The organism is Qipengyuania atrilutea, assembly GCF_013370205.1.
GTDB lineage: Bacteria > Pseudomonadota > Alphaproteobacteria > Sphingomonadales > Sphingomonadaceae > Actirhodobacter > Actirhodobacter atriluteus.
The window spans coordinates 133,291-150,942 of sequence record NZ_JABWGV010000004.1; the positions used below are offsets into that span (position 1 = coordinate 133,291).

Here is a 17,652-nt window from a genome sequence, read left to right on the forward strand (position 1 = left end):
ACGCTTCGTGCGCTATGCCCTACGATCCCCCGCCCGAACTCGCCTCCATGTCGCTCGCCGAAATCGCCGAGGCGGTGGAGCAGCGCAAACTTCCCCCCGTCGAGCAATGGTCGCCAGAGCATAGCGGCGACAGCGAAATGCGCATCGCGGCGGGTGGGCGCTGGTATCATGCTGACGGCGAGATCAAACGGCAGGCGATGGTCCGCGCCTTCGCGAGCCTGCTGATGCGCGACGAGGAAGGCCAGCACTGGCTCGTCACCCCGCATCAGAAGCTGTCGATCGAGGTCGAGGACGCGGCTTTCGTCGGAACCGACATCCAGCGGCGCAGCGATGCGCTGGCGCTGCGGCTCAACACGGACGATCTCGTCATCATCGGGCCGGACCATCCGCTTACCGCCGAAGGGGACCGCGACCAGCCCGCTATCTACGTCCACGCGCGGCGCGGATGCCGCGCGCGCCTGAACCGAAGCACCTACGCGCAGCTCGCCGAACTCGCGCTGGGCGAAGGGACCGAGGACTGGAACGTCACCAGCGGAGGCGAGACCTACTCCCTGCTGCCGCCGCGATGAGTAACCTGTTCGATCGTCTCAAGACGCTGTTCGAGCACGGCCACCGCGAGCCGCTGACAGGCCTGTGGGATGATGTCGATTTCGCCGGCGGCCTCCCGATGCGCGATGCGGCGGTGCTGATCGCGGTTACCGAGCGCGAGGAGCCGGGCGTTATCCTCACCCACCGGCCCGACACGATGCGCAAGCACGCGGGCCAGGTTGCCTTTCCCGGCGGCAAGCGCGATGCTGGCGAGGATGCGGTCACGACGGCACTGCGCGAAGCGAACGAGGAACTGGCGATCGACCCCGCCGAGGTGCGCGTCATCGGCACGACCGACCGCTACCGGACCGGGACAGGCTTCGACATCATGCCGGTGCTCGGCACGCTGCCGCCCGACTTGCCGATGACCCCGAACCCGGCGGAAGTGGACAGCTGGTTCGAAGCGCCGCTCGCCTTCCTGCTCGACCCCGCCAATCATCAGCCGCGTTCCGCTGTCTATAACGGCAAGGATCGCGACTATCTCGAGATCGACTGGGAGGGCCACCGCATCTGGGGCGTGACCGCCGCCATCATCGCGAACCTCTCGCGCCGCCTCGCGTGGGTCGAGAACGCATGAGGGAAGCGCGTATCCTTCCGGCTGCCGCATGGACGCAGCGCGCCGACCTGGCGCAGCTCGTTGCGGCGCTGGGAAACGAGAATATGCGCTGGGTCGGCGGCGCGGTTCGCGATACGCTGGTCGGACGACCGGTGAAGGACGTCGATGCCGCCACGCCGCTCGTCCCCGAAACCGTCGTCGCGCGCTGCAAGGAAGCGGGCATCCGCACCGTTCCGACCGGCATCGATCACGGCACGGTCACTGCGATCCTGCCGGACGGCCCGGTCGAGATCACGACGCTGCGCCGCGACGTATCCACCGACGGGCGGCGTGCTACCATCGCATTCTCAGACGACTGGCGCGAGGATGCCGCGCGGCGCGACTTCACAATCAACGCGCTCTATGTCGATCCCGAAAGCCTCGAAATCTTCGATTATTTCGGAGGGCTGGCCGATCTGGAGGCGAACCGCGTGCGCTTCATCGGCGACGCGCGGCAGCGGATCGCCGAAGATCACTTGCGCATCCTGCGCTATTTCCGTTTCCGCGCCCGCTTCGGCGGCTGGGACGAAGAGGACGAAGACACCGAAAGCGCCTGCCGCAAAATGGGGGAAACGCTGAAAGGCCTGTCGCGTGAGCGCGTGGCGATGGAGCTGCTTCAGATCCTCGCGCTGCCCGACCCAAGCGCAACAGTGCGCAAAATGCACGAGCTCGGCGTCTTGCCGGTCATCCTGCCCGAAGCGCGAAAGTCCGAGCTTTCGCGGCTCGACCTACTACTCGAAGCGGAAGACGCCGAGAATGCGGAAGCCGCTCCGCTGCGGCGTCTCGCCGCGCTGATCCCGCCGCTGCCCGCGATCGCGGCAAGCGTCGCCTCCCGCCTGCGCCTGTCGAAAGCGCAGCGGCAGCATCTGGTGACGCTGGCCGAGCGTTCACCGGCGGACATCGAGCAGCCGCGGGCACTCGCCTTTCGCGAGGGAATGGAAGCTGCGCGCGACCGGCTGATGCTCCAAAATGCTTCGGCCGCCGCGCTCGAAGGCTGGGACATTCCGGAATTCCCGCTCAAGGGCCGGGACATCATCGCCAGCGGGATTGCGCCCGGCCCGGACGTGGCGCGGATCTTGCGCGAAATACAGGATGCCTGGGTCGCCGCCGGTTTTCCGGGCGAAGAAGGCGCACGCGATCTTGCCCGCAAAACACTCGCAAAGCGGTAGAGCGCACTTCAGGCCAGCTTAATCGAGCTTGTCCTACAAACGGTTCGGTTGCCATTCATTCGGATAACTGAAATTAGGCAGCACGTTCTTTCCGCCTGCATGGAAAGGGCATTGCGGCTGACCGTCTTGCGATGGCATTGCCGCCCGATTTTACACCGTTCGTATGGGCGTGGTCTTAACCGGTCATGTTCGTGCGGCGACACATTGACTTGGAGTAACTTATGAACTTTGCGAAACTTGCCGCCTCCGCACTTGCGCTCACCGCTGCACCTGCCCTGGCGCAGGAAGCCGCACCGGCAACCACCCCCGCCCCCGCCGCGAACGCGCAGGTCGCCGTCGGCGCGACCGTCTACGGCCCGCAGGGCGGTACCGTCGGCACGATCGAGCAGATCGGCAACGGCGTGGCCGTCGTGAACACCGGCGCGCACAAGGCACCGCTTCCGCTTAATGCGTTCGGCCAGGGCGAAATGGGCCCGACGATCACCGTGACCAAGGTCCAGCTTGACGGCATGGTCGCCGAGCAGATGGCCAAGATGGTAGCAGCACGCGATGCGGCACTTAACGTCGGCGCGAACGTGATGACGGCCGATGGACAGGAACTCGGCTCGGTCAAGACGATCGAAGGCGACAACGTGGTCATCGACCGCGCCGCCGGCCCGATCACGCTGACGCGCGAGCAGATGGCCGTCGGTCAGCAGGGCGGCCTGATCGCGCTGTTCACCGCAGCCCAGATCGCCGAAGCGACTGGCAGCTCGGCTACTCCGGCAGCAGCGGAAACCGACACCGCGCCTATGTCCGAGTAATCTTGCTCACCTGACGGTTCAGGCTTTGCCCTGGACGGGAACAAGGGGGCCGGAAGCAACCACGCTTCCGGCCCCTTTTGCATGTTAGAACGGAGGGATGAGCGATTTGCGCAAAGTCAGCGCGAGCGGCTTCCCGTTCGCCGCCGTCCAGCTTGCTTTCCACATCTGGCCTGAGCCTGCGGACAGGGTCGCTTCGATCTCGAACGGCTCACCCTCTTGCACAGGCTCGGCGTAGCAGGTCCGCACGCTACCTTGTGCCGGATCGCAGCGTTTGCGCCCGCTCGAAACGCGCACTGCTGCAAGCTGCCCGATGTCGAGTGCTGCCAGTGTAGCGACCCCGTCGCACAATTCTCCGTCCGCAGTGCAATCGACCTGCGCGGGCGCGATCCCGCCCGCACCCGCGACGCCGATCATTTCGGCGAACGTGCGCATCGCGTAGAGTTGCCGGTCGGGATAATGCCCGCTCGCGTGGATGAAGCCCGTGGCGGGAGCGCATGTGCTGCCGGTTTCCGGTTCGGCCAGCGCGATTTTCTCGTGCCGCGACGTCCTCGTCACGGGAAGGCGAGCCTCAGGATCGGCGCGTTCGGCGTTCGGATCGGCCGTTTCGTCATGCAATTCGGCACGGTATTCGGACCTGACGCAGGTCTGCCCATCGCCGGGCCGGACGCTGCCGGTGTAGATCGCATCGAAGGCTTGTCCGGGAAGGTGATGCTCGCGCCGCAAGGTGCCACTTACGACATCGCCGCGAGCGTCTGCAGGAAGGAGCCGATCTGCAAGTGCCATCGCATCGCCGGCGCGCAGTTCTTCGAGCGAAGCGGTCGGTCCGTCCTGCGCATAGGCGATGGACGAGAGACCGAGAACGAGCAGTGGGGAGAGCATCAACCGCATATGTGATAGTATCACGAAGCGGCGCCGCCTCCTAATACGTTAGTCGAAGCGGTTGTCGCGCGGGAAACCTTGCGGCGGCATCCGCCCTGCGCCGCCACGAGCGACTTTCCATTGCCACATATCCGTTTCGGTCCGCGTGCGGCCTTCCTTGCCGCCCATCTGCCAGCTCAGGCCGTCCTCCAGCTTGAAGGCGATCGCATCGGACAGTCCGCCGTCGCGGTAGTTCTGCAGCTTCACGCCCTGCCCGCGCGCGAGTTCGGGCAGTTCCTCGATGTTGAAGACCACCAGCTTGCGGTTTTCGCCGACGACCGCGACGTGATCATGCGCATCCTCGATCCGGCGGACGACAGTGAGGCGCGCGTCGCCTTTCAGGTTCACGACCTGCCGCCCCTTGCGCGTCTCCGCCATCAGGTCCGTCTCCTTCGCCGCGAAGCCCTTGCCCGTCGTCGCGGCAAGCAGCAGGCGTCCGTTCTGCCGGTGGACGAGCGCGGCGGCAATTCCGGCGTCGGCATCCATGTCGAGCATCGTGCGCACCGGCTCGCCAAAGCCTCGCGCGCCCGGCAGCTTGTCGCAGCCGAGCGTGAAGAAGCGCCCGTTGTCCAGCGCGATCAGCAGCTTGTCGGTCGTCTGTGCGTGAAGCGCAAAGGCCGGGCCATCGCCCTCCTTGAACTTGAACTCGCTATCGAGATCGACATGACCCTTCGCGCCCTTGATCCAGCCCTTCTGCGAAAGGATCACCGTGATCGGCTCCTTCTCGATCATCGCGTCCATATTGAACTCGACCGTAGCGACCGCCTCGGCAATGTCCGTCCGGCGGCGGCCGAGCTCGGTCTTAGGGCCATATTCCTTGCGCAGCGCCGTCAGATCGCGCTTCAGCCGCGTGCGCTGGCGGGCGGGCGAGCCGAGCAGCTTCTCGAGTTCGTCCTGTTCCTTCAGAAGATCGTCCTTCTCCTGCCGCAGCTGCATTTCTTCGAGCTTGCGCAGGCTGCGCAGCCGCATGTTGAGGATCGCTTCGGCCTGCCGGTCGGTGAGGCCGAATTCCTCCATCATCACCGGCTTGGGCTCGTCCTCGGTGCGGATGATCTCGATCACCCGGTCGAGGTTGAGGAAGGCGATGATGTAGCCTTCGACCAGTTCGAGGCGCGCGGCGATCTTGTCGAGCCGGTGGCGGCTGCGGCGCTGCAATATGTCGATCTGGCTCGCGGTCCAGTTTTCGAGCAGTTCCTTCAGGCCCATGACCATCGGCGTGCGCGTCGCGTCGAGCACGTTGAGGTTGAGACCGAAGCGCACTTCGAGATCGGTCAGCTTGTAGAGCGATTCCTTCAGCAGTTCCGGGTCGATATTGCGGCTGCGCGGGACGAGCACAATACGGATCTTCTCGTCGCTTTCGTCGCGCACGTCGTCGAGGATCGGCAGCTTCTTGTCGGCGATGGCGGCTGCGATCTGCTCGATCAGCTTGCCCTTGGTGACCTGGTAAGGAATTTCGCTGATGACGAGCTGCCACTGGCCGCCGCCCAGGCGTTCGATACCCGCCTCGCGGTCGTCGGACTTGTCCGCTTCGGCAGCGTGGAAGCGGCCGCGGACGCGAAAACTGCCGCGCCCGGTCTCGTAAGCCGCCGCGATCGTTTCCGCGCTTTCCGCCACGATGCCGCCGGTGGCGAAATCCGGCCCCTTGAACAGTTCCATCAGCCGCGCGTGTTCGACATGCGGATTGTCGATCAGCTCCAGCGTCGCGTCGACCACTTCGGCGACATTGTGCGAGGGGATGTTAGTCGCCATGCCCACCGCGATACCGCTCGCGCCGTTGGCGAGCAGGTTCGGAAAGAGGCCGGGCATGATCTCCGGCTCTTCTTCCTCGTTGTTGTAGGTCGGGATGAAGTCGACCGTGCCCGCGTCGAGCCCCTCCATCAGCCGCATCGCGGTCTTGGTCAGGCGCGCTTCGGTGTAACGGTAAGCCGCAGCGTTATCGCCGTCGATATTGCCGAAGTTCCCCTGCCCCTCGACCAGCGGATAGCGCAGCGCGAAATCCTGCGCGAGGCGGACCATCGCGTCGTACGCGGCGGTGTCGCCGTGCGGGTGATACTTGCCGATCACCTCGCCCACGACGCGCGCCGATTTCTTGAACCCGCTCGCAGGATCGAGCTTTAATTGCCGCATGGTCCACAGCAGGCGCCGGTGAACCGGCTTCAGCCCGTCGCGAAGGTCGGGCAGTGAGCGCGCGGTGATCGTCGAGAGCGCATAGACGAGGTATCGTTCGGACAGGGCAGAATCGAACGGGGCATCGACGATCGCGTCGAACGGATCGGGTTCCAGCGTGTCGGTGTCGGTATCGCTCATACGCCTCGCCCTATCACCGCCACGCCTCGCCGGAAAGCGCGGAACGAAGCGCTTTCCCCGCCCGTTGCAAGATCAAACGCACATACGAAAGGATACCCTAATATGGCAAAACGCGTGATGATTCTCGCAACCAACGGCTTCGAACAATCGGAGCTTATGAAGCCCAAGGCCAATCTCGAAGACGCCGGCATCGAAACGACCGTCGTCAGCCTCGAAAGCGGCAAGATCAAGGGCTGGGACGAAGACGACTGGGGCGAAAGCGTCGCAGTCGATAAGACGGTAGACGAGATCGACAACTGCGAAGGCTACGATGCGCTGCTGCTGCCGGGCGGCCAGATCAACCCGGACCTGCTGCGCGTCAACGAACGGGCCGTCGCCATAGTCAAGGACTTCAACATGGCAGGCAAGCCAATCGCGGCAATCTGCCATGCACCGTGGCTGCTGATCGAAGCAGGCATCATCGAAGGCAAGACGGCGACCTGCTACAAGTCGATCCGGACCGATCTGAAGAACGCAGGCGCGAACGTAGTCGACCAGGAAGTCGCAACCGACGGCAATATCATTACCAGCCGCAACCCGGATGACATTCCCGCATTTTCGAAGGCACTGATTAGAGCAGTCGAGAATGCGAAGGTCAGCGAAAACGCCTAACTCCAATACCAGATTACTCATCCGCTCGGATGGGAAACGGAAACCCCGCCCTCGCAGGCGGGGTTTTTGGTTTCAGAAGCGGTAGAGAAGCGCCGCCATCACTTGGTGGCGTTCGAGAACTCCGAGCGAAACGTCCTCGCCCAGTTCGTCGCCGCTACCGTAATTGGAGTAGCGATACTCCACCCGCGCACCGAGGCGCCGCGATAGTGCGAACTCCCCGCCCGCTCCCAAGCGGTAGCCGCCGATCGCTTCGGTACCGGACAGGCTGACCGTCGGACCGTCGTAGTCGTAATCGACATCGAGTTCGCTGTAGCCGCCCTTGACGTAGAGCAGACCCGCCCGGCCGACCCGAATGCCGGCCCGCGCGCCGACGTAGAGGTCGAGCCCCGCGCCGACCGCGAACTCGTCACCCTCTTCGAAAAAATCGAATTCGGTCTGGGAAATGGAACTGTCGGTCAGTTCCGCCTCGACACCCAACACCGCGCTACCGACTGCGAAGTCATAACCGACGACAGCGCCATACACTACGCCGTCGCTGCTGTCCGAGCCGTCGATCTCGTCGTCGACCGTCAGCCTGTCGTAGCCCGCGACCGGACCTGCATACAGCCCGGTGTAGTCACTTCCGGCATCTTGCGCGAAAGCGGGGCCGGCAATCAGTGCGCAGCCGAGACCGGCGGCGAATACGATTGTCTTCATGATAATAAACTCCCCTTGGCGTGCCCGCTTGATGCAGGCCCATTTCACGAGGGCGCTCGGCAGACTGTCGCGAAAATGAACAGCAATGCACGCATACCGAAACCGTCGACCAACGACTTCAAGAGGCGACAAACGGCTGATTTTTGTTGCGCCTGCCTTTTTCGGAAACATGCCTCATCCCGGTCATTACTTCGGCAAGGGAGAAGAATACTGGCTATCTGGAAGAACCTGCTGGCTCTCGCAGCGTTGCTGCTCAGCATTCCTGTGTTGGCGCAGTCCGGACGTCAGGTCGCGCACGGGTCCGAACCCTATGTGTACGAGGTCGAAACGCTTTCGAACGGCAGCGCCCCCGCCAGCCCGCTCGAGCTCGATACGCCCATGGGGATGATGGAAACCTTCATGGCCGCCGGGAAACGCGGCGACTGGGACCGTGCGTCCGCCGCGCTCGACATGACCAACGTGGACGGCGGGGAAAATCCTGAGGCCGCCCGCGCCTATGCCGCGCGTTTGTACGATCTGCTGAACCGCAGCGTCTCGCTCGACTGGGCCTCGCTTCCCGACCGGCCCGACGCCGTCGATACCGAGACGAGCAGCAAAGACCCCATGGCCGGTACCGCACGGCGGTCGATCATCGTGGGCGAACTCGAATGGGACGGGCGGACCGTGCCCATCCGTATTGCCCGCGTGCAGGAGCCCGGCGGCGAACCGCTATGGGTATTCAGCCGCCAGAGCGTCGCCAACGTTCCCGCGCTCTACGCCATCTACGGTCCCACGAAGTTCGAGCAGGCGCTGCCCGCACCGCTACGCGAGCAGGCGTTCTGGACGCTGGCGTGGTGGGAAGTCATCGCCCTGCCCATCATCCTGCTCATCGCCGCTTTCGCCGCGGCGCTCACCTATTTCGCGATCAACCGCTGGCGGCACCGGCTCGACCAGGACACGAAGCTCTATGGCATCCTGCAGGCGGTGCATCTGCCTGCGACCCTGCTCGCTTTCGCCGGGACTTTCGCAGCGGTGCGAGCGACGTTCTTCCGCCTGTCGGGTCCGGTTAAGGACCTGCTCGATCCGCTTCAGCTGGTCCTCGTCCTCGCCGCCGTCATCGGGATCGCGCTCGCAGTCATCGACTACCTCTTCGATTTCGCGACCTCGCGCCGGACCGACGAGCTCGAAGCGCCGGAGAACAACGCGGACCGCAACTTCTATACCAAGATGAGCGCGATCCGCCGGATCGTCACCGCCCTGCTGCTGGTCGCCGGCATCGGCTTCCTGCTGGTCGCCAGCGACATCTCGAACACGCTCGGCTTCTCCATCCTCGCCTCCGCCGGCCTCGTCGGCCTGATCCTCGTATTCGCCGCGCGCAAGGTGCTGGGTGACATCATGGCGAGCGTGCAGATCGCCTTTGCACAAACCGCGCGCATCGGCGATGCGATCTACTACTGCGGGCGTTGGTGCTACGTCGAGAAGATCGGCTTCACCCACCTGCGGCTGCGAAGCTGGGACGAACGGCGAATCATCGCGCCGCTGGGCGATTTCACCAGCGACAGTTTCGAGAACTGGACGAAGCAGGACCCGACCCTGATGATGCACGTCGAGCTCGAACTCGACAACCGCGCCGATGTCGAGGCCTTGCGTAAGCCGTTCCGCGAATTCGTCGAGAGCGACGAGGACGTGGTCCATCCGGACGAAGCGAAATGCCAGGTCGTCGGCCAGTCCGCACGGGCGATGGTCGTGCGCTTCATGGCGCGAGCCCCCGACCCCAAGACCGGCTGGGCGATGCATTGCCGCCTGCGCGAACATATGCTCGCCGCCGCCTCGCGCCTCGATGCCTCGTCGGACCGCGAACCTGCGCCCGCCTTCATTCCGCGCGAGCGCGAAGTACGGATGGATGCCGAAGACTAGAAGCGGCGCATGTCGTGGCTGTCGGGCGGGATACGCACCGTCAGCCCGTCGAGCGCTTCATCGAGAACGATCTGGCAGGACAGCCGGCTGGTCCGGCACGCCCCGGCCGCGAGGTCGAGCATGTCTTCCTCGTCCTCGCTCGCGCGCGGCAATTTCGCGAACCATTCCGCCGCGACGATCACGTGGCAGGTGGAGCAGGCCATCTGGCCCTCGCAGGTTCCTTCCAGCGGCATGCCCGCCGCCTGCGCAACCCTCAGGAGTTCGTCGCCCGGCTCGGCCTCCGCCTCGACGATGTCGCCCTTCGGCGTCTCGAAGCGTATGGTAAGGCTCATTGCTCCAGCACCCCCTGCGCCTTGGCGGCGGCGTTGATCTGCTCGGCCGCTTTCTCGAGTTCTTCCATAGTGGTGTAGCGGCCCCAACCCAACCGGATCGAGCTTTTCGCCTGCTTCTTCGACAGGCCGATCGCATCGAGCACATGGCTGGTCCGCCCCGATCCGCTGGCGCAGGCCGACCCGGCGGAGAACATCACGTCGCGGCATTCACTCATCAACCGGTTCACGTCGAGCCGCTTGCGGCGGATGTTGAGATTGCCGTGATAGCGCGCCTCCGCGCTGCCGTTCAATTGCCAGCCGTCGAACAGCTGCACCGCGCGGTTCCAGAGGTTCGCCACATGCTCGGCGTCGCGCTCCATCCGCTCCTTCGCTTCCAGCGCCGCCGCACCGAACCCTGCGCACAGCGCCGGGCTCAAGGTGCCGGAGCGCAGACCGTCCTCCTGTCCGCCGCCGGTCTGCACTTCGCCAATGTCGAGGCCGCTGCGCACCCACAGCGCGCCGATGCCCTTCGGACCATGCAGCTTGTGCGCGCTCACCGCGATCATGTCCGCGCCGGTCACTTCCATCTTGCCGTAAGCCTGCACCGCATCGCACAGGTAAAGCGCGTTGCTTTCCTTCGCCTTGCGGTGCCATTCGACCGTCGGCTGGATCGTGCCTATCTCGTTGTTCACTTGCATCAGGCAGACGAGCCGCGTGTCGGCGGGCAAGTCCTGCTTGGTATTGCACTGGCCGTTCTTCGCGACGTTGAGGACGTGCGCCTTGCCCGCATCCTCCGCCGTGTCGATCACCGCCGCGTGCTCGATGGCGGAATAGGACACGCTGCCGCCCGTGCCGCTGCCGCGGATGGCGAGATTGATCGCCTCGGTCGCGCCGCCGGTGAAGATGACCCTGCCGCCTGCGGGAAACAGCGCCGCCACCCGGTCGCGCGCGAGTTCGACTGCGGCGGCCGCCTGCCGGCCCATCCGGTGCGGCGAATGCGGATTGCCGAAGCCGCTGCCGCCCGGCCCGTCGAGCCATTGCAGCATCGCATCGCGCGCTTCGGGCGCAAGCGGGGTGGTCGCCTGATAATCGAGGTAGATCATTTCCGGGCCAGGTCTAACCACACTTCGGCGAAGCGTTCCACCTCGGCCTTCGTCGTATTCCAGCCGACCGACACGCGGATGGTGTTCGCGGCGACCTCCGGCTCGACCTGCATCGCTTCGAGGACGCGGCTGGTTTTCATCGTTCCGCTGGAGCAGGCGCTGCCCTGCGAAACCGAAATGCCCGCCATGTCGAAACGCATGACCTGCGCGGTGGCGCTCATGTTCGGCATGGCGATGGCGCGGATGTAGGGCGTCGGATCGGACAAGCGGTCGGACAGCCAGGTTCCGCCGATGTCGCGGCATTCCTGCGCGAGCTGGTCGAGAGGCTCGAGAACATCGGCACTCACGTAGGGACCGCTCGACGGCTCCAGCGCCGCCGCCATGCCGAGCACGCCGGGCAGGTTCTCGGTCCCACGCCGGTAGCCGCGCTCCTGCCCGCCCGAAGGCTTCAGCATTGCGTAGTCCTTTACGAGCAGCGCCCCAATGCCGATGGGTCCACCGAATTTGTGGGCGGAAACGATCGCTAGGTCGCACGGAAGGATCGTGTTCTTTCCTGCGGCTTGGGCGCAGTCGGAAAGGAGGATTCCGCCCGCCTTCGCAACGAATTGGTAGATTAAGTCTACGACCTGCGCATTGCCGGTTTCGGAATTGACCTGCTGCACGGCGACGAGGGGGCGCTCCCGCTCGATGGCCTCTTGAAGAACCGCAAGATCGAGCTGCCCATCTTCCAAGACCGGCAGTCGTTCGGCGTCCGGCGCGGCCTGCAAGATGCAGTCATGTTCGGCGGCACTGACCAGTCGGGGCTCGGCATCGGCGTGATGAAGAGCCAAAGCCGCAGCCTCGCTCGCTCCGCTCGTGAAGATGACCTCGCCGCTCCACCCAAGCGCCGTCTTGATCCACTCGCGGGCATCTTCCAGCGCGGCCCTCGCCTTGCGTCCTTCGGCGTGCGGGCTGGAGGGGTTGGCCCATAGCGCAAACCCTTCTTCCATCGCTGCTTTCGCTTCCGGCCGCAACGGGCTGGTGGCGGCGTGATCGAGGTAGATGCGTTCGGGAATGAGACGGGCCCTAAATGATTGCGATTTTGCGTCCGAACCCTATATAGCCCGCGACCTCGCATGCGCCACCCGCGCGAGGCGCAACATTTTCAAGCAGGTTTCCCGCCCATGCCATCAGTGATCTTTCCCGGCCCGGAAGGCCGCCTCGAAGGCCGTTTCAGCGGTGCGCCGCGTCCGCGCGCGCCCGTCGCCATGATCCTCCACCCGCACCCGCAGGGCGGCGGCACGATGAACGACCGGATCACGCAGAAGCTCTACCAGACCTTCGTCGATCGCGGATTTGCGACGCTGCGCTTCAACTTTCGCGGCGTGGGCCGCAGCCAGGGCAGCTTCGACAACGGCGTAGGCGAACTGAGCGATGCGGCTTCGGCCCTCGACTGGGTGCAGTCGATCCACCCCGAAGCGCAGACCACCTGGGTGGCGGGCGTAAGCTTCGGCGCGCTGATTGGGATGCAGCTCCTGATGCGCCGCCCGGAAGTGCGCGGCTTCATCTCCGTCGCGCCGCCGGCAAACATGTACGATTTCAGCTTCCTCGCTCCGTGCCCCGCCAGCGGCATCTTCATCCAGGGCGCGGCGGATACGGTCGTGCAGCCAAGCGCGGTGCAGAAGCTGGTCGACAAGCTGCGCACGCAGAAGCACATCACCATCCACCACGAGGAAATCCCGCGGGCGAACCATTTCTTCGAGAACGAGATGGACGACTTGATGGGCTCGGTGAACAACTACCTCGACTTCCGGCTCGATCCGGCCTGCCCGATCAAGTAAGCGCGCCACACGCTTTTCGTTGCATGACCGCTACTTACGGGTTGCAGTTCGCAACGCGATAGTGCTTGCCGGTCAGGAGTAATGTTGTAACATTCTGTGTTAACCGTGCGCATGACGCGGAAGTACGAGGAAAGGATGGCTGCAACATGAGCTACACCAATCAGAAAACCAGGCAGAACCCCGGCACGATCGCGGCAGTGGTCGCGATCCACGCGGTCATCGGTTACGGCCTCGTGACCGGACTTGCCGGCGGCGTGTTCGAGGAAATCGCGAAGAAGACCATGACGACCTACGACGTGAACAACGTCCCTCCGCCGCCCCCGCCCGAACCCATGCCGGAGCCGCGCTCCGACCCTGCGCCGAGCGCAGCACCGCCGACCTACGTGCCGCCGGTGCCGAGCCCGCTGCCACCGCGTAATGCGCCGATCATCGACAGCACCGACGTCCTGCCGACGCCTGGACCGATCATCCGGGTGCCCACCCCCGGCCCGGTCCTGACCCCGTCCCCGACGCCGCGGCCCGAACCGAAGCCGGCGTTTTCGCCGCAGGCTGCCGCGCCGAGCAACAACCCCGGCGCGTGGGTCACGACGAACGACTACAAATCGGCATGGATCAGGCGCGAGATGGTCGGCACGGCACGCTTCCGGCTCGACATCGCAGCGAACGGGCGGGTTGATAACTGCACGATCACCTCGTCTACCGGCCATGCCACGCTCGACGCGGCGACCTGCGAACTCGTCACGAAGCGTGCCCGCTTCGATGCTGCGAAGGGCACGGACGGCAAGGCGACCGCCGGGTCGTATTCGAGCGCGGTACGCTGGGAACTGCCCCGCTAATCCGGGCGAGAGATCGGCTTACAGAACGCCCTGCTCGGCAGCATCGAGCGGGGCGTTTCCGTCTTCGGTCGGCACGGTCCAGATTGCGACATTGATCGCGGCGATCAGCGCCAATAGTGCCATCAGCGCCGCCTGTTTGCGCACCCCTCTGCGCCAGAGCAGCACCGCCCCGCCCAGCAGCGCGAGCGTGGCAAGTACCAGTATCGACAGAACCATTCCCAGCATTTTCGTCTCCCGATCGCCCTTGCCATAAGGAACGATTGCGAGCCGCGAAAGGTTATCTTCGCGAGCAGGCCGCCGCAGCTTAGCGCCGCGCCGAAAATCGTGAGGTAAGGATGGGAATTTTCAGTTCGATCAAGGATGCGATCCTCGGCAAGAAGAAGGACGACGCACGGGCCACGACGACGCAGACCGGAACGACCCGCGCGCCCGCCCCCACCCCGTCACCGACCGCATGGGCCAAGGCTCCGGTGACCGAGAAGCAGGCGGTATCGGGCGTCGATGTCGAAAACCGGCTCGATTCCATGCCGGGCGCGGACCGGCTGAACTGGCGCACCTCGATCGTCGATCTGATGAAGCTGATCGGCGTCGATCCGAGCTACGAGAACCGCAAGGAACTGGCGGGCGAACTCGGCCGCTCCGACTATTCGGGCAGCGCGGAAGACAACATCTGGCTGCACAAGCGCACGATGCAGGAACTCGCCGCGAACGGCGGGACGGTTCCGGCCGAATTTCGCGACTGACCGCGCGAACGATAAAGGTTTGACACTCTGCAGCGCGGGTCGCACTCAGGTCCGCATGACGAACATTACGACACGCAGTTTCACCCGCCGCCAGACCCTCGCCGGATTTGGGGCGGGTGTTTCGCTGACGGCGCTCGGCGGCTGCGCGCAGATGTCCGCGCCGGCAACCGGCGGGACCATCGACGGCACGGCGCAAGGCCAGCTCGACGGCATCGCCTACGCGCTGCTGCGGCACGAGCAGGAACGGGCCACGGCGCTAGGCGTCGATACCGGCAGGCACGCGGCGCTCCGCTCCGGCCTCGAAGACCAGTCGCAGACCGGGCAGGACGCCTACGCACAGACGCTCCGCGGCGATCTCGGCGTGGCGCGACAATGGCTGGGACGCGACGACCTGACCGCTGACGAGCGGACAAGCTTCGAGGTGGTCGAAAGCGCCTACAGCACCGCGCTCGACGGTTTTGCCCTGCCCTACGGCGATGTCGCGGTCGGCAGTTGGCGCAACGCGCCCTACGTCGTCATCCAGAACGTCGGCAGCTATCTCGACTTACCGCGCTTCATGGATTCGACCCATCCGCTGAAGGACGCATCCGACGCCGCCGCCTATATCGCGCGGCTGGAGCAGGTTCCAGCCGTGCTCGAAGGCGAACTCGGCCGGATGCAGGCCGCGCGGCGCTTGGGCGTGGTGCCACCCGACTTCCTGCTTGCAAAGGCCGTGGAGCAGATGCGCGCCACGCTGACCGATGCGATGGAGGGCGGCGCGCTGGTTGCCCCGCTCGAAGGGTCAGAGCTGGCCGCGGCGAAGGCTGCCGCGCCGCTCGCGCGCGAGATCGTGACGCGGCGCATTGCGCCGGCACTCGAAGCGCAGCTCGGCGAACTCTATGCAGAGCAAAAGGTTGCGACCGGCGATCCCGGCATGTGGGCGCGCCCGCGCGGCGACGAATGGTACCGCTGGGCCCTGCGCGCCAGCACCACGACTGACCTGTCGCCCGACGAGATTCACGAGCAGGGCCGCGAGGAACTGGCCGCGCTCCATACACGGATGGAGCCGATCCTGCGCGGCATTGGCTATACCAGCGGCAGCGTGGGCGAGCGGATGCAGCAACTCTCTGCCGATCCGCGCTACAAGTTCGCCGAGGGCGATCCCGGCCGCGCCGAGATCATGGCCTTCATCAAGGACCGCATCGGCTGGATCACCGCGCAGATGCCGCGCGCTTTCAACACGCTGGTCGATCCGAACCTCGAAGTGCGCCGCCTGCCGCTCGCCGAAGAGCCGGGGGCGCCGGGCGCTTACGGCGGGGCGGGCAGCAAGGACGGGACGATCCCGGGGCGGATGTGGATCAACCTGCGCACCACCGATCTGCATCGCAAATACGACCTCGCCGACCTCACCTATCACGAAACGATCCCGGGCCACGTTTGGGAAGGCGAATATTCGAACCGCCTGCCGCTGATCCGCTCGATCCTTGCCTTCAATGCCTTCAGCGAAGGCTGGGCGCTCTACGGTGAGCAACTGGCGGACGAACTCGGCGCTTACGACGATTTCGAGGTCGGGAAGCTCGGCTATCTGCAAAGCCTCGCCTTTCGCGCCTGCCGGATGGTCGTCGACACCGGGCTTCACCACAAGCGCTGGAGCCGCAAGCAGGCGGTCGATTTCTTCGTCAACGAGAACGGGTCGAAGCGCGAGGAAGTCGAGAGCGAAGTCGACCGTTATTGCAGCTGGCCGGGCCAGGCCTGCGGCTACAAGGTCGGCCACAGCGAGATCGTGCGTCAAAGAGTGCGCGCTCAGGATGCGATGGGCGCTGCCTATGACTTCAAGGGGTTCAACGACGCTGTGGTGCTGGGCGGCAATGCGCCGCTCGACGTGATGGCGAAGAACGTCGATCGCTACATCGCCGGTGCCTGATATCGCTGCCTTCATGGCCGCTGGTTCGAAAGCCATGTTCGGGTTCGAGCCGTATCACATCCTGCTTGCCGCCGTCGGCGTCGCGATCATCGCGGCCTACTGGCTGCCGCGCTTCCTGTCGGGCCGCGAGCCTGCTGCATCGGCCCTGCTCGTGCTGCTCGGTATGGCGACCTTCGCCTTCGTTCCCGGTCTGCCGCCCGCGCTCAGCCCGCTAACGAGCCCGCGCATCTGGGAATTCTTCGCCGAACTGTGCGTCATCATCGGACTGTTCGGCACGGGCCTCAGGATCGACCGGGTGCTCGACCGCGAGCAGTGGCGGCCCACGCTGCGCCTGTTGCTGATCGCGATGCCGCTGACGATTGCCGCGCTGACGCTGTTCGGCTGGTTCGCTGCGGGCATGACGCTGGCAGGCGGACTGCTACTCGGCGCGATCCTGTCGCCGACCGACCCGGTTCTGGCGGGCGACGTGCAGGTCGGGCCTCCGCTCGAAGGCGGGGAGCATCCCGTCCGCTACGCGCTTACGACCGAGGCCGGCCTCAACGACGGGCTTGCCTTCCCCTTCGTGCATCTGGGTATTCTCGTGGCCGCGGCGGGCGGCATCTCCGCCGGGCTCATCGGGCACTGGCTGTGGCTCGACGTTGCCTACCGCATCGCCGTCGGAGCGGGCTGTGGCTTTGGCATTGGCTGGCTTGCCGGCATGATCATGTTCGACTGGCCGGGCGACAATCCGCTTTCGCAGACGCGTAGCGGCGTGATCGCCTTCGCGAGCGTACTTGCGACCTACGGTCTGACCGAAGTGCTGGAAGGATACGGCTTCATCGCCGTGTTCGTGGCCGGACTCGTGCTGCGACGGGAAGAGACGGAGGACCGCTTCCACCGGCAGTTGCACGACTTCTCCGAATCGCTGGAGCACACGCTGACCGCGATCCTGCTGGTCGCGCTCGGTGCCGCACTTCCGGGGCTGTGGCCGTATCTCGACTGGAGTCACGCGCTGATTGGCTTGGCGCTCATCTTCCTCATCCGGCCGCTGCTCGCCTGGGGTTCGCTGCACAAGACCGGGCTGTCGAAGCGCGAACGCATCGTCACGGCATTCTACGGGGTGCGCGGCATCGGCTCGGTCTATTACCTCGCATATGCGAGCCACCACATCGAACTGGTGAACGAAGAGACTTTATGGGCGACAGTCGCCTTCACGATCGTCGTTTCCACGGTCGTACACGGTCTGACCGCGGGTATCGCGGTCGAACAGGCGACACAGGATCCCGAAGCACGGCCGGACCCTGCTGCGCCGCAGAAGAGCTAAATCAAAAGCC

At 65.1% G+C, this 17,652-nt stretch carries 18 protein-coding genes; 11 read left to right on the top strand and 7 right to left on the bottom strand.

What is annotated here, in order from left to right:
- The first annotated feature begins 14 nt into the window (after positions 1-14).
- The 4 genes from HUV48_RS11760 to HUV48_RS11775 all read left to right on the top strand — a co-directional run bounded on the left by HUV48_RS11760 (position 15) and on the right by HUV48_RS11775 (position 3,155).
- Complete coding sequence (locus HUV48_RS11760; protein ID WP_176267985.1) at positions 15-569, top strand: DUF1285 domain-containing protein; 555 nt, start codon at positions 15-17, stop codon at positions 567-569.
- Positions 566-1,165 (top strand): CoA pyrophosphatase, encoded by a 600-nt coding sequence (locus tag HUV48_RS11765; protein ID WP_176267986.1) that lies wholly within the window; start codon positions 566-568, stop codon positions 1,163-1,165. Before HUV48_RS11760 ends, HUV48_RS11765 begins: the two co-directional genes overlap by 4 nt.
- Complete coding sequence (locus HUV48_RS11770; protein WP_176267987.1) at positions 1,162-2,352, top strand: CCA tRNA nucleotidyltransferase; 1,191 nt, start codon at positions 1,162-1,164, stop codon at positions 2,350-2,352. Before HUV48_RS11765 ends, HUV48_RS11770 begins: the two co-directional genes overlap by 4 nt.
- 221 nt (positions 2,353-2,573) lie before the next feature.
- A complete protein-coding gene (locus HUV48_RS11775; RefSeq protein WP_176267988.1) occupies positions 2,574-3,155 on the top strand; it encodes a hypothetical protein in 582 nt (193 codons plus the stop codon).
- Between the two features lie 84 nt (positions 3,156-3,239).
- Here the strand turns inward: HUV48_RS11775 and HUV48_RS11780 are convergent, their stop codons facing one another.
- Both HUV48_RS11780 and parC read right to left on the bottom strand, forming a co-directional pair.
- A complete protein-coding gene (locus tag HUV48_RS11780; RefSeq protein WP_176267989.1) occupies positions 3,240-4,034 on the bottom strand; it encodes a hypothetical protein in 795 nt (264 codons plus the stop codon).
- Positions 4,035-4,082: 48 nt separating this feature from the next.
- On the bottom strand, positions 4,083-6,380 hold the full coding sequence (gene parC / locus HUV48_RS11785; protein ID WP_176267990.1) for a DNA topoisomerase IV subunit A: 2,298 nt from the start codon (positions 6,378-6,380) through the stop codon (positions 4,083-4,085).
- Positions 6,381-6,482: 102 nt separating this feature from the next.
- Between parC and HUV48_RS11790 the strand changes: the two genes are divergently transcribed.
- On the top strand, positions 6,483-7,031 hold the full coding sequence (locus HUV48_RS11790) for a type 1 glutamine amidotransferase domain-containing protein (protein ID WP_176267991.1): 549 nt from the start codon (positions 6,483-6,485) through the stop codon (positions 7,029-7,031).
- 72 nt (positions 7,032-7,103) lie between these two features.
- Here the strand turns inward: HUV48_RS11790 and HUV48_RS11795 are convergent, their stop codons facing one another.
- Positions 7,104-7,727 (bottom strand): outer membrane protein, encoded by a 624-nt coding sequence (locus tag HUV48_RS11795; protein WP_176267992.1) that lies wholly within the window; start codon positions 7,725-7,727, stop codon positions 7,104-7,106.
- Positions 7,728-7,991: 264 nt separating this feature from the next.
- On the opposite strand from HUV48_RS11795, the gene HUV48_RS11800 reads away from it, so the two are divergent.
- Positions 7,992-9,623, top strand: a complete 1,632-nt coding sequence (locus tag HUV48_RS11800) for a mechanosensitive ion channel family protein (RefSeq protein ID WP_318656095.1) — start codon at positions 7,992-7,994, stop codon at positions 9,621-9,623.
- Here the strand turns inward: HUV48_RS11800 and HUV48_RS11805 are convergent.
- Genes HUV48_RS11805 through HUV48_RS11815 form a run of 3 tightly spaced genes read right to left on the bottom strand, consistent with a single transcriptional unit; the run spans position 9,620 to position 12,092 of the window.
- Positions 9,620-9,955, bottom strand: coding sequence for a 2Fe-2S iron-sulfur cluster-binding protein (locus tag HUV48_RS11805; RefSeq protein WP_176267994.1), 336 nt, complete (start codon positions 9,953-9,955; stop codon positions 9,620-9,622). The genes HUV48_RS11800 and HUV48_RS11805 overlap by 4 nt on opposite strands.
- Positions 9,952-11,037, bottom strand: a complete 1,086-nt coding sequence (locus HUV48_RS11810; protein ID WP_176267995.1) for a cysteine desulfurase family protein — start codon at positions 11,035-11,037, stop codon at positions 9,952-9,954. Before HUV48_RS11810 ends, HUV48_RS11805 begins: the two co-directional genes overlap by 4 nt.
- Positions 11,034-12,092, bottom strand: a complete 1,059-nt coding sequence (locus HUV48_RS11815) for a cysteine desulfurase family protein (RefSeq protein WP_176268037.1) — start codon at positions 12,090-12,092, stop codon at positions 11,034-11,036. Before HUV48_RS11815 ends, HUV48_RS11810 begins: the two co-directional genes overlap by 4 nt.
- A gap of 108 nt (positions 12,093-12,200) precedes the next feature.
- Here HUV48_RS11815 and HUV48_RS11820 point away from each other — a divergent pair, with 108 nt between their 5' ends.
- Together HUV48_RS11820 and HUV48_RS14550 are read left to right on the top strand one after the other, a co-directional pair.
- Entirely contained in the window at positions 12,201-12,857 is a 657-nt protein-coding gene (locus HUV48_RS11820; RefSeq protein ID WP_176267996.1) for an alpha/beta hydrolase, read from the top strand.
- 146 nt (positions 12,858-13,003) lie between these two features.
- On the top strand, positions 13,004-13,693 hold the full coding sequence (locus HUV48_RS14550; protein ID WP_176267997.1) for an energy transducer TonB: 690 nt from the start codon (positions 13,004-13,006) through the stop codon (positions 13,691-13,693).
- Positions 13,694-13,711: 18 nt separating this feature from the next.
- On the opposite strand, the gene HUV48_RS11830 is transcribed toward HUV48_RS14550, so the two are convergent.
- A complete protein-coding gene (locus HUV48_RS11830) occupies positions 13,712-13,918 on the bottom strand; it encodes a hypothetical protein (protein ID WP_176267998.1) in 207 nt (68 codons plus the stop codon).
- 110 nt (positions 13,919-14,028) lie between these two features.
- Here HUV48_RS11830 and HUV48_RS11835 point away from each other — a divergent pair, with 110 nt between their 5' ends.
- The 3 genes from HUV48_RS11835 to HUV48_RS11845 are packed head-to-tail and all read left to right on the top strand — an operon-like array spanning position 14,029 to position 17,642.
- Entirely contained in the window at positions 14,029-14,436 is a 408-nt protein-coding gene (locus HUV48_RS11835; protein WP_176267999.1) for a DUF3597 domain-containing protein, read from the top strand.
- Positions 14,437-14,491: 55 nt separating this feature from the next.
- Positions 14,492-16,339, top strand: coding sequence for a DUF885 domain-containing protein (locus HUV48_RS11840; protein ID WP_176268000.1), 1,848 nt, complete (start codon positions 14,492-14,494; stop codon positions 16,337-16,339).
- A complete protein-coding gene (locus HUV48_RS11845; RefSeq protein ID WP_318656096.1) occupies positions 16,332-17,642 on the top strand; it encodes a cation:proton antiporter in 1,311 nt (436 codons plus the stop codon). The genes HUV48_RS11840 and HUV48_RS11845 overlap by 8 nt, the downstream gene beginning before the upstream one ends.
- Positions 17,643-17,652: the final 10 nt, after the last annotated feature.

Excerpts from the sequence above, each read along its gene's own strand:
- HUV48_RS11840 (WP_176268000.1), top strand. The coding sequence starts at position 14,492 with ATGACGAACATTACGACACGCAGTTTCACCCGCCGCCAGACCCTCGCC.
- HUV48_RS11810 (WP_176267995.1), bottom strand. The coding sequence starts at position 11,037 with ATGATCTACCTCGATTATCAGGCGACCACCCCGCTTGCGCCCGAAGCG.
- HUV48_RS11835 (WP_176267999.1), top strand. The coding sequence starts at position 14,029 with ATGGGAATTTTCAGTTCGATCAAGGATGCGATCCTCGGCAAGAAGAAG.
- HUV48_RS11770 (WP_176267987.1), top strand. The coding sequence starts at position 1,162 with ATGAGGGAAGCGCGTATCCTTCCGGCTGCCGCATGGACGCAGCGCGCC.
- HUV48_RS11830 (WP_176267998.1), bottom strand. The coding sequence starts at position 13,918 with ATGCTGGGAATGGTTCTGTCGATACTGGTACTTGCCACGCTCGCGCTG.
- HUV48_RS11820 (WP_176267996.1), top strand. The coding sequence starts at position 12,201 with ATGCCATCAGTGATCTTTCCCGGCCCGGAAGGCCGCCTCGAAGGCCGT.
- HUV48_RS11780 (WP_176267989.1), bottom strand. The coding sequence starts at position 4,034 with ATGCTCTCCCCACTGCTCGTTCTCGGTCTCTCGTCCATCGCCTATGCG.
- parC (WP_176267990.1), bottom strand. The coding sequence starts at position 6,380 with ATGAGCGATACCGACACCGACACGCTGGAACCCGATCCGTTCGACGCG.
- HUV48_RS11765 (WP_176267986.1), top strand. The coding sequence starts at position 566 with ATGAGTAACCTGTTCGATCGTCTCAAGACGCTGTTCGAGCACGGCCAC.
- HUV48_RS11790 (WP_176267991.1), top strand. The coding sequence starts at position 6,483 with ATGGCAAAACGCGTGATGATTCTCGCAACCAACGGCTTCGAACAATCG.
- HUV48_RS11805 (WP_176267994.1), bottom strand. The coding sequence starts at position 9,955 with ATGAGCCTTACCATACGCTTCGAGACGCCGAAGGGCGACATCGTCGAG.
- HUV48_RS11795 (WP_176267992.1), bottom strand. The coding sequence starts at position 7,727 with ATGAAGACAATCGTATTCGCCGCCGGTCTCGGCTGCGCACTGATTGCC.
- HUV48_RS11775 (WP_176267988.1), top strand. The coding sequence starts at position 2,574 with ATGAACTTTGCGAAACTTGCCGCCTCCGCACTTGCGCTCACCGCTGCA.
- HUV48_RS14550 (WP_176267997.1), top strand. The coding sequence starts at position 13,004 with ATGAGCTACACCAATCAGAAAACCAGGCAGAACCCCGGCACGATCGCG.
- HUV48_RS11760 (WP_176267985.1), top strand. The coding sequence starts at position 15 with ATGCCCTACGATCCCCCGCCCGAACTCGCCTCCATGTCGCTCGCCGAA.